A 10,719-nucleotide genomic window follows, 5' to 3' on the forward strand; every position below is an offset into this window, starting at 1 on the left:
CAATCTGCAAGGTTACCTCAGCAATGCCATGCTCATGTGATAGCATTTCTGTCGCTGCACGATGTAACTGATTACGATCAGCATTCGGTGCGAAAAGATGGACGGTTAAATGAATATTTTTCGATGTAATTGCCCAAACTTTTAATTGGTGAATGCTTTCGACACCATCCAACGAGAGTAAATCACTTCGCAATTTTTCAATATCAACTTCTTCGGGTACACCTTCCAATAAAATATTAATGCTCTGTCTGAGTAATATCCACGTTCTCGGCAATACCCAGAAACCAATGGCAACCGCAATAATCGTATCGACCCAATACCAGTTGGTATAATAAATCACAATCGCACCAATGATCACACCGACAGAACCGAGCGCATCACTCAGAACTTCCAAATAAGCGCCTTTCATATTTAGGCTTTCTGCAGCGCTCGACATTAAAATCTTCATGGAGATTAGATTAACCACCAGCCCTAACGATGCCACAATCAACATACCAACACTTTGAATCTCTGGTGGTTGAGTAAAACGCTGATACGCTTCGTAGAGAATGTAAATCGCGACAAAAAATAACATCGCCGCATTAAATAATGCTGCCAAAATTTCAAAACGCTGATAGCCAAATGTACGTTTATCATCGGCTGGGCGTTTTGCAATTTTAATCGCAACTAAGGCAATCGCTAATGCAGCAGCATCGGTAAACATATGTGCCGCATCAGAAAGTAATGCCAAACTTTGCGTGATTAAACCTGCAACTACCTCAACAATTAAAAAAGTTGAGGTCAAAACTAAAGCGATTGTCAGCTTTTTGGCGTTGCCTTCGGTGACAACTGCATGACTATGGTCATGCCCTTGATGTCCACTCATGTTGGACTCCTTATAATTGTGCAAGAAAGTGTATTTCTTTTCTTGCTTACACTGCCTCTAATTGAGAATTAAATCAAATGCTATATGTACAGCTACCCTTTGCTTTCAGCGATCCATTTTCACGCCATAAAGTCGAGGGTAGAATTCTTGCTTAGACTAGGTCAGCTCTGACCTAGTCTAAGACTCTTTTTAAAACAAAGCTGAATTGATCAATAACGCTATCAGCAGCATCCATGCCGTCTAGCTAGCGCGTACAAATGCTAAGCTTCAATATGATGACGATCTAACTTAGTTTTAGCTTCATTCATCCAACGATATACGACAGGTAAGATCAACAAGGTCAGTAAAGTTGATGAAATAATCCCACCAATCACCACAGTTGCTAAAGGACGCTGCACCTCTGCACCAGTACCAGTCGCAATTGCCATTGGAATAAAGCCAAGCGAAGCAACAAAAGCCGTCATTAATACAGGACGTAATCTTAAGATTGCTCCCTGCCATGTGGCTTTATGCACATCAAACTGCTCACGAAGTTCTTTAATAAAACTCAGCATCACAAGACCATTCAGCACGGCGACACCAGAGAGCGCAATAAAACCAACACCTGCTGACATCGACAAGGGAATATCGCGTAACCACAGCGCCACCAAACCGCCAGATAGGGCAAATGGCACGCCACTAAACACCAGCAAGCTTTCTTTAAAGTTATTAAACACCGCCATCAACAAAACGAAGATCATCAGCAATGCCAATGGCACCACAATCTGCATTCTGGCTTTTGCCGAGGCTAGATTTTCAAACTGACCGCCATAACCAAGCCAATAACCGCTTGGTAATTTTTGCTGAGATAATTTCTGCTGCATTTCACCCACAAATGAGCCCAAATCACGGTCGCGTACGTTGGTGGTGACCACAACACGGCGTTTGCCATTTTCACGGCTGACTTGCGCCAAGCCTAAAATATTCTCAACTTTTGCCACGTCTTGTAGTTTGATCAAACCACCATTCGGCAGCTGAATCGGCAGCATGGCCAGTTGCTGCGGCGTACGCATCCCATCATCCAAACGCACTACAAAATCAAAACGACGGTCACCCTGTAAAATCTGCCCAACACTTTGCCCACCAATACTTGCAGCAACCAAATCCTGAATGGATTTCACTGATAAACCGTATTGCGCAGCCAATGCATGGTCGATATCGACATTGAGTAAAGGTAAACCATCAGTTTGCTCAACCTTCACTTCACTCGAACCTGTGATGGTTCTCAAGGTTTGAGCAACTTTTTCTGCTTCTTGGTTCAATACCTGCATATCATCACCAAAAATTTTCACCCCAATATCACTACGCACCCCTGAAATCAGTTCGTTGAAACGTAATTCAATCGGTTGTGAAAACTCACTGTTGTTGCCTGGAATTTTCTCCACATAGGCCAACATTTTGGTCCGAAGCTCGTCGATGGTTTCCGATTTATCGGGCCATTGATCACGCGGCTTTAACAAAACGATTGAATCAGAAATATTAGGGGGCATCACATCCGTTGCCACTTCGGCTGTACCCGTACGGGCAAAGATCGCTTTGATCTCAGGAAACTCTGCGAGTAATTGCTTCTCAACACTTTCCTGAATCTTCAGGGATTCTTCAATTCCTGTACTTGGTGCACGCATCAACTGTAAAGCAAAGTCACCCTCACTCAGTTGTGGCGCAAACTCACTACCGACACGCGAACCAATCGCAGCGGTGAGTACCAAAATAGTCACCGCACCAGCCACAACCACATAGCGGAAAGCATAGGCTTTATCCAGCAAGGATTTATAACCGTTTTTTAAGGCGGCCATCCAACGGCTTTCTTTCTCTTTGACCTCACCGGTAACAAATAATGCCACCGCAGCAGGGACGAAAGTCACCGATAAAATAATCGCACCGATCAAGGCCAAGACCACCGTCATTGCCATTGGATGGAACATTTTCGCTTCGACACCTGCCAGTGCAAAGATTGGCAAATACACCACCATAATGATGATTTGTCCAAAAATCAGCGGACGTCGTGCCTGTTTTGCCGCCAAGAAGACTTCGGTAAAACGTTCAGAACGGGTCAGGAGCCGACCTTTATGGTGTTGAGCCTCTGCCAGCCGTCGGATACAGTTTTCGACAATCACCACCGCACCATCGACGATAATACCGAAGTCCAATGCGCCTAAACTCATCAGGTTGGCACTGATTTTCTGCTCCGCCATCCCTGTCAGGGTAAACAGCATGGATAAGGGAATAATACAGGCGGTAATCAATGCCGCACGGAAGTTACCTAAGAACACAAACAGGATCACAATCACCAAGATTGCGCCTTCAATCAGGTTCTTCGCCACCGTCTTAATGGCTTTATCAACCAAGTTACTGCGGTTATATACTGTTTCGACCACCACCCCTTCAGGTAATGAACGTTTGATTTCCTGCATTTTGCTGTCGAGTGCTTGAGCGATGGATTTACTGTTCTCACCCATCATCATCATCGCGATACCCAGTACGGTTTCTTCACCGTTATAGGTGGCACCACCTGTTCTCAGATCATGTCCAATCGAAACTGTTGCAACATCGGCAACATGAATCGGCAAGCCATTCTTGGTACTGACCGTGACATTCTCAATGTCTTGTACGGTTTTCAACATCCCCGGAATACGTACGGTAAGCTGCTGACCATTTTCTTCAATAAAACCCGCACCGCGGTTTTCATTATTTTCAGTGAGTACAGTTTGCAAATCGGTTAAGGGAATTTGCAGTTGTTGCAAACGTTTCAGATCGGGGGAAACCACATAGGTCTTGTTATATCCCCCAATGGTATTGATTTCAGCAACACCTGGCACACGTTGTAATTGAGGACGAACAATCCAGTCCTGAATTTCACGCAGGTCCATAGCCTCATAAGGCGTACCATCTGCCTTTTTGGCATTCGGTTCAGCCTTGATCACCCATTGATAGATCTCGCCTAGCCCCGTTGAAATCGGTGACATTTGTGGATCAATATCATCAGGCAAAGCACTCTTGGCTTCCTGTAAGCGCTGGTTAATCAGCTGGCGTGCCCAATAGATATCGGTACCATCTTTAAAGATCACCGTGACTTGGGACAAGCCGTAACGCGAGATGGAACGGGTTTGTTCCAAGTTCGGAATACCCGACATGGCATTTTCAATCGGATAAGTAATGCGTTGTTCAACCTCAGGGGCAGTGAATCCTCCCGCCTGACTGTTAATCTGCACCTGCACGTTGGTAATGTCAGGTACGGCATCAATCGACAGTTTTTGGTAGCTATAAATACCGACCCCGATCCATGCCACCACAAACAGCATGACCCAAATCGCATTGCGGATTGAAAACTGAATAATCCGATCAAACAGGCCTTCCGCGGGAGGAAGCTGCAACTTATCTTTAGTGTCCATGCTCAGCCTCTCCCTTCTCGATCTCAGATTTCAAAAGGAAACTGCCTTGACTGACATATTGTTGCTTTTCAGTCAGACCCGATTGGATTTCCACCCACTGCCCATCACTTGAGTAATTACCCAGTTGTACAGGTGTTGGAGTGAAATGCATTTGGTCTTTCTCTTGCTTAGCGACAAAAACCGTGGCTTTACCCTCGATCTGCTGAATCGCCCCTTTGGCAACACGAAGCACAGGCTTCTTGTCCGTACCATCTAATAACACGTTTACCATCAAATTAGGTCGAAGTTCTTTGGCTGGGGTTAACACTTTGGCACGCACCTGCAAACGACCTGTCTGCGTATCTGCTGCGGTGGTCAAAGTCTGGATTTGTGCTTTAAAGCTATTATTGGTTTGCAGCGACTTAAACTCGATCTGCTGATCTGGTTGGACATTGATGTTATTGACGCTTGGTAAAATAAACTCAATCCAGAGTTGATCCAGCTGATCAATCACAAATAACTGCTTATCTGCGGTAATTTGCTCTCCCACCACAATATCTTTCAGACTCACCACACCGCTTAAAGGTGCAGTCAAGACATAGCGACCCTGACTGCCACTGGATGCGCCCAAGGCAGATAACCGGCTACGTGCAGCTTGTACCTGAATCTGTGCCTGACGATAGGCATTGTAGGCACGTTGATAATCCTGACGTGCAGAAACCCCTTGTTCCCAAAGTTGTTTTTCACGTTGATAATCTTGCTGTGCAAGCGTTAAAGCTTCTTGTGCAATACTTAAATTAGCCTGCTGATCTACCAGATCAGGGATAAATAGAGTGGCTAAAACTTGCCCTTTCTTGACTTGTTGGCCAAGTACCGCATTGACACTTTCCACACGTCCGGCAAAGGTTGCTGAAACATGCGCTTGCTGATCGGTATTGGTCACCAGTTTTGCTGGGTAAGCAAATTGCTGTCCGACTTCACCCACACCAACCTGAGCCAGCTTAACCCCATATTCAGTCATCTGTTTTGGGCTGAGATTTAAGCTACCTTCCTCACTTTCAGCCTGTCCAGCCTCACCTTCTGTATGTCCTTCCTCACCTTCGCCATGACTATCAGCTGCTGCATCACCGCTGGCTTTGTTCTTGCCAGTGAAAAATAATAACGCGCTCAGGACTAAGCCAACGGCAATAACCAGAATGACCCAGAACCACTGCTTTTTAGATTTATTTGTCGACATTATTCTGCTCCTACTACAGCGGGAAGGTTATTGGTATCTTTCCAGAGGGTTTGATTAATCTGATTTAAGGCATCACTTGAACTCACCATACTCGGCTCAATTCCTAGTGCTAAACTTTCTGCATCAATTTGCTTTTGCCATGCACTCTTGAGTAACTGCACTTTATTTAAACGTTGATCCTGCAATTGCATGGTGGCTTGCTGCACATCAGTAATGGCATATTTACCGACTTTGAAACCGAGCAACATTTTCTCTTGTACCGTTTCAGACAATGGAATTTGTCGTTGATTGACGAGATCGAACTGTTGTTTCAACCCCGCCAACTCTGCTGTTAAGGTCTGAATCGCATTCAAGTTCTGCTGCTTGTAAAACTGTTGCTGTTTGACCAGTAAATCTTGTTTGGCATTGGCAATTCGCAATGAATACTGTTGACGATTAAAAATATTCAACGGGATATCGATACCCACTCGGAACTTGTTATCGGTCGAGTTTGTTTCAGCACTTTTACTTTGCACCATGCCTAAATTGACGGTCGGATTCGGTCGATTGGATACTTTTAAATAATCGATATTGGCTTTTTGACGTACAATATCGAGTTGAATAGCACGCTCAAATAAATTGTTCTGCAAATAATCTTGCAAATCATTTTGTTGTGGCCAGACATTGCTTGCCTGAGTAGAGAAGCGGTTATCGGTACTGCCCCACAGATTTGCCAATTGACGCTTTGCAGTGGCTAAGGAGAGTTCGGTTTGTTGAAACAACCGTTGATTTTCAATATGCGCCATCAAGGTACGGTCTAAATCGACCTGCGCAATGCTGCCCGCTTTGAGTCTTAAGCGAGTTGCATCCAAAGTATCCTGACTGGTTTTTAACTGTGCCTGAACCACATCATGTTCCAGCTCTAGCACCACGACTTGCGACCACAGATATTTAACTGCTAACTCAAGTTGCGCATTGTAGAGTTCCTGATTAAGCCCCACTTGAGATGCTTGTACATCGGCAAGCTTAACCGCAGCACGACGTTGACCAAAAATGTCTAATTTTTGTGAAACACCAAATTCCAGCTCTTTGTCTTTGCCCGACCTAAAGTCGGTTTGCTGAATAGAAATACTTGGATTCGACCATAACCCCGCTTGTTTTACATTGGCCTCAGCGATTCCTTGCTGTGTTTGCCACACCCCTGTGCCTGCCTGATATTGTTTCACATCCTGCAAGATTTGCTCAAAATTCAGATTGCGTTGTGCAGCTTTGCTTACAGGCTGCTGATTCGCATCCAGTAAAGATTCTGCGGCAATGGATGGACTCAAAATGGCCGTGCTTAAAGCAAGTGCCAACACTGACCACTTCAATGACAATTGAGTACGATTTTTTTGCGTACGCTGCTCAACTGCATGAATACGCTGATTTAAACTAGAAGACATATAAAGCCCCGCAAAGTAATAAGAATGCGGTGGGCTATTTTTCGGCTACCCCACCTATAGCGGGGTAAAAAGCGGCGGTGGATTCAGTTCAAATAAATGAGGAGACTGGTAAGAGTTAGACCAGTAATATTTTTGTTCTAATTCATGTATTGTTAAAATAGGGTCATCAAGCTGTTGCTGAGCCTCAGTCACCACCACATGGAAACATGAAGGTAAATGATCATGATGATCTTGCAAGCTTAGAGGCATGGGCAAATCAGCATCTTGGTCATTAACCAAAGTAGATTGTGTATCAACCTGCTGATTTTCAGGAATATGATGACCAAAATGGGTTAATACAGAAGTTTTTGCATTGATATTTTCATGGCCGCAATACGCCGCTGCCACATTCCACAAACTTTGGAATATGAACAAACTGAGTAAGACGGTGATAAAAATACTAAAACGACGCAAAAATTTCTCTTTAGACAAAAATTGCTCAGGTGGCACTATAGCATCTAAACTTGATGTAATAAAATTACATTGTTCGACTAAGCAATAAAAAAATAATATGACTTCATAGCGTAAAGCTTATTCGGTCATCGTACAAAATATAGATACATCATCGGATGAAAACCAGCAACAGAAGTTACTGGTTTCCAAACCTACTAGCCATCATTAACACTTATGCTGAACAGTCGTATGATGACTCTTTTTCTCTACTTGAGCTTTTGTTTCTTTCTGAGCATTAAGATTTTTTTCTAAGAAAATCAACCCACCATCGGCCTTTGCGACAGTCGCGGAAAGAAGTAAAACAACCAACAATACTTTTGCATTTAATTGACTAAACATAATCATCACCTTATCTAAAATAGGCTCTGTTCAATTAAACTTTTGGGCGAAACACCAAAATAAAACGAACAAAGCGACATATATTTATGAGTTCAGTCATGCCTTGAAATTCAAAGTTGATTTCAAGCACAGACTTAAATCTCAAAACTGCTATTCCTTAAAACAAACTAAATACAGAAGGAATAACACCAAATAGCCTCAGCTCTTCAAATAGCTGAATGAAAGCTGCGATCCAGAGAAACCAGACCACTTGTACTAAGAAAACACGAAAGTGTTTGGGCGAAACTTGATAATATTCAGGCTCTTTATAATTCTTGAGACTGGGAATAAAACGAGGTATTTGATTGCAATAAACTAAATATTCGCTCCCATATTTTTTACTCAAAAATTTTTCTTCTTGGCGTATCACATAATGGTAATAGCAGAAGAAATACAGAGAGAATATCACTGGGAAGAAGAACGTCTCCGTTAGAAACATGATGCCGAGACCACCTAAATAACTAAATAGATAAAGTGGATTTCGACAGAGTGAATACGGCCCTTGAGTGACTAATCGGCTATTCTTATAGCCAGAAATGTAAATACTGCACCAGATTCTTCCCATTATCCCTAAACCAACAAAGAGCCACCCAAAGAACCATAGAATGTGTTCTACAAATGGAGCTTGGAAATGCCATTCACTAAAGCTCATCGCGACAATAACAGCCAAAACCAAACCGATGATTCTGGAACTCATTGTTCTTACGCGAGGCGCAAATAAAATATTCATTTTATTTACCCTCAATCGGGACAGGATCGAAATCTAGATCAGCGCTAATCTGCCGATGCCATTTTTTAAATATGGCAATAGGCACATAAACATCGCGCATTTTTAAGAAATTTTTATGCATGGAATAACCCTTTGAAATAAATTTATTTCTGGTGGGTTATTTTTCAGCTACCCCACCTATAGCAGGGTTAAAACAGGCGGTGGGTTTAATCCCGTTAAATAAGGAGACTGATAAAAATTAGACCAGTCATATTGTTGTTTTAATTCATGCTCATACAAAATCGGTTGATTCAACTTCTGCTCTGCTGCCAAAACAACGACATGAAAACAAGAAGGCAAATGATCATGATGATCTTGTGAACTCAGTAAAGTTGTATCATCAGCGAAATCTTGTTTAAGGTCCGGTTGCTCTTGTGTCTCTTGTAATGAATGATGTCCGAAATGATTCACCGTCGTTATCAGTTGCTTGCTTGTATTTTCATGACCGCAATAAGCAGCTGCCACGTTCCAAATACTTTGGAACATGAACAAACTCAATAAGACTGTCATCAATACAGCAGAACGTCGCAACAGAACACCATAACCGTAAATTGCTTAACAGCACTATAGCAGGCAAGATTAATGTAATAAAATTACACTCACTGATAAGTTTGTTTTAATAAAGTTAATCATTTGTTAAATTAAATTCTTTTTATATGATGACTCTGGTTTAAGCGTGTTATTTAAGTCATAACTTTTTAAAAGAGTAAAAAGACTTTTCGAGAAAGCCTTTTTACTGAGCTAGATAGTTATTGCTGTTTTTGCAAATCATAAGTAAAACGAATCACAACATCATCGACAACTTTATTAAATGCCTCATTAATCGTCATCGGTTGTACATTTTCAACTGGCGCTTTTTTATTTCCAACAGTCGATAAAATCATATGTGGATAGCGTTGAGAAGTTTCTTTGCCCTGAGCATCAATATATTTAAATTTAAAGTCATATTTATCAGTAACGGCATTCCCTACCGCACCGAAAGTTAAACCTGTTAATGCACCTTTGCCCGCTGCTTCACCTAAATCAGCTACGTTATTTGCAGTGACATGCAATTTTGCTTGGTTCGCAGCATTCGACTGCGCTGCTGGCGAGAATACACCTGTAGCCCTTAAACTACGATCAACGATTGATTGTAGCTCTTTACCAGCTTTCGGAATCACAACACCATTTCTTTGAAATTCAGTCACCACCGTGACTGGAATTGGCTGGTTTGGTCTTTCAATATTTGAATAACCAATCGTTTTATAAGCAGGATCAACATATGATTTTACTGAGAGACACCCTGTAAGTTGCGTAACAACAGCCACACTTATCGCAATTGAGAAAAGTTTAATTTTTTTCATGATTTTCCAAAAGGTATATTTACCATTTAATATATTGAGTGCTGATATTAATCTTTATAAATTAAAAATATAAGTATAAACCCACGGCCTTTAAATAATTTTCTTTCATAGCTCTAATCACTATTATTATTGATCACTTTTAAAATCGTTAAATAGGATACAAATAAAAAAACCAGCCCTAAGGCTGGTTTTAAAGTTACAGAAAATTAACCTGTAATCTTTTTATATTTAGAGCGTTTTTGCGTTGCATCTTCGCCTAAACGAGACTGACGATAAGCTTCGTATTCTGCATAGTTACCTGTGTAGAATTCTGGCTGTTCGTTTTCAAATGACAAAATATGCGTTGCAATACGGTCAAGGAACCAACGGTCATGCGATACCACCATCACTGTACCTGGGAATACAAGAATTGCATCCTCAAGCGCACGTAAAGTTTCGATATCCAAGTCGTTCGATGGCTCATCCAGTAAGATTACGTTTGCGCCCATCTGTAAGATTTTCGCAAGTTGTAAACGGTTACGTTCACCACCAGACAATTCACCGACGCGTTTTTGCTGATCTTGGCCTTTGAAGTTAAAACGACCGATATAAGCACGTGACGCGATTTCGTAATCACCAATTTTTAGGATATCTAAACCGCCAGAAACTTCTTCCCAAACCGTTTTGTTATTATCCAATGTGTCACGAATCTGACCCACGTAAGCCACTTTAACTGACTCACCTAAAGTCACAGTACCTGTATCAGGTTGCTGCTCGCCCGTCATCATACGGAATAAAGTGGTTTTACCCGCACCGTTTGGACCT

Annotated in this window: 10 protein-coding genes; all 10 read right to left on the reverse strand. The window is 42.1% G+C overall.

What is annotated here, in order from left to right; translation table 11 throughout:
- On the reverse strand, window positions 1-865 hold an 865-nt coding region (locus B4237_RS02520), incomplete at its 3' end, for a cation diffusion facilitator family transporter (protein ID WP_286941221.1).
- A 260-nt stretch (window positions 866-1,125) separates the two neighbouring features.
- Window positions 1,126-4,296, reverse strand: coding sequence for an efflux RND transporter permease subunit (locus B4237_RS02525; RefSeq protein ID WP_136456725.1), 3,171 nt, complete (start codon window positions 4,294-4,296; stop codon window positions 1,126-1,128).
- Complete coding sequence (locus B4237_RS02530; protein WP_004803870.1) at window positions 4,286-5,512, reverse strand: efflux RND transporter periplasmic adaptor subunit; 1,227 nt, start codon at window positions 5,510-5,512, stop codon at window positions 4,286-4,288. Before B4237_RS02530 ends, B4237_RS02525 begins: the two co-directional genes overlap by 11 nt.
- On the reverse strand, window positions 5,512-6,933 hold the full coding sequence (locus tag B4237_RS02535) for a TolC family protein (RefSeq protein WP_136456727.1): 1,422 nt from the start codon (window positions 6,931-6,933) through the stop codon (window positions 5,512-5,514). The genes B4237_RS02530 and B4237_RS02535 overlap by 1 nt, the downstream gene beginning before the upstream one ends.
- 54 nt (window positions 6,934-6,987) lie before the next feature.
- Complete coding sequence (locus B4237_RS02540; protein WP_257735871.1) at window positions 6,988-7,386, reverse strand: cation efflux protein, CzcI-like; 399 nt, start codon at window positions 7,384-7,386, stop codon at window positions 6,988-6,990.
- A 204-nt stretch (window positions 7,387-7,590) separates the two neighbouring features.
- Window positions 7,591-7,764: a hypothetical protein gene (locus B4237_RS02545; RefSeq protein WP_019385535.1), complete on the reverse strand. Its 174-nt coding sequence runs from the start codon at window positions 7,762-7,764 to the stop codon at window positions 7,591-7,593.
- A 157-nt stretch (window positions 7,765-7,921) separates the two neighbouring features.
- Window positions 7,922-8,533: a methyltransferase family protein gene (locus B4237_RS02550; protein ID WP_278596184.1), complete on the reverse strand. Its 612-nt coding sequence runs from the start codon at window positions 8,531-8,533 to the stop codon at window positions 7,922-7,924.
- A gap of 177 nt (window positions 8,534-8,710) precedes the next feature.
- Window positions 8,711-9,103 (reverse strand): cation efflux protein, CzcI-like, encoded by a 393-nt coding sequence (locus B4237_RS02555; protein ID WP_327545642.1) that lies wholly within the window; start codon window positions 9,101-9,103, stop codon window positions 8,711-8,713.
- Window positions 9,104-9,321: 218 nt separating this feature from the next.
- A complete protein-coding gene (locus B4237_RS02560; RefSeq protein WP_286941227.1) occupies window positions 9,322-9,915 on the reverse strand; it encodes a hypothetical protein in 594 nt (197 codons plus the stop codon).
- A gap of 206 nt (window positions 9,916-10,121) precedes the next feature.
- Window positions 10,122-10,719, reverse strand: a 598-nt coding sequence (locus B4237_RS02565; RefSeq protein WP_286941228.1) for an ATP-binding cassette domain-containing protein, incomplete at its 5' end; no start/stop codon positions are given.

The sequence above is a fragment of the Acinetobacter sp. UBA6526 genome (assembly GCF_002434875.1).
GTDB lineage: Bacteria > Pseudomonadota > Gammaproteobacteria > Pseudomonadales > Moraxellaceae > Acinetobacter > Acinetobacter venetianus.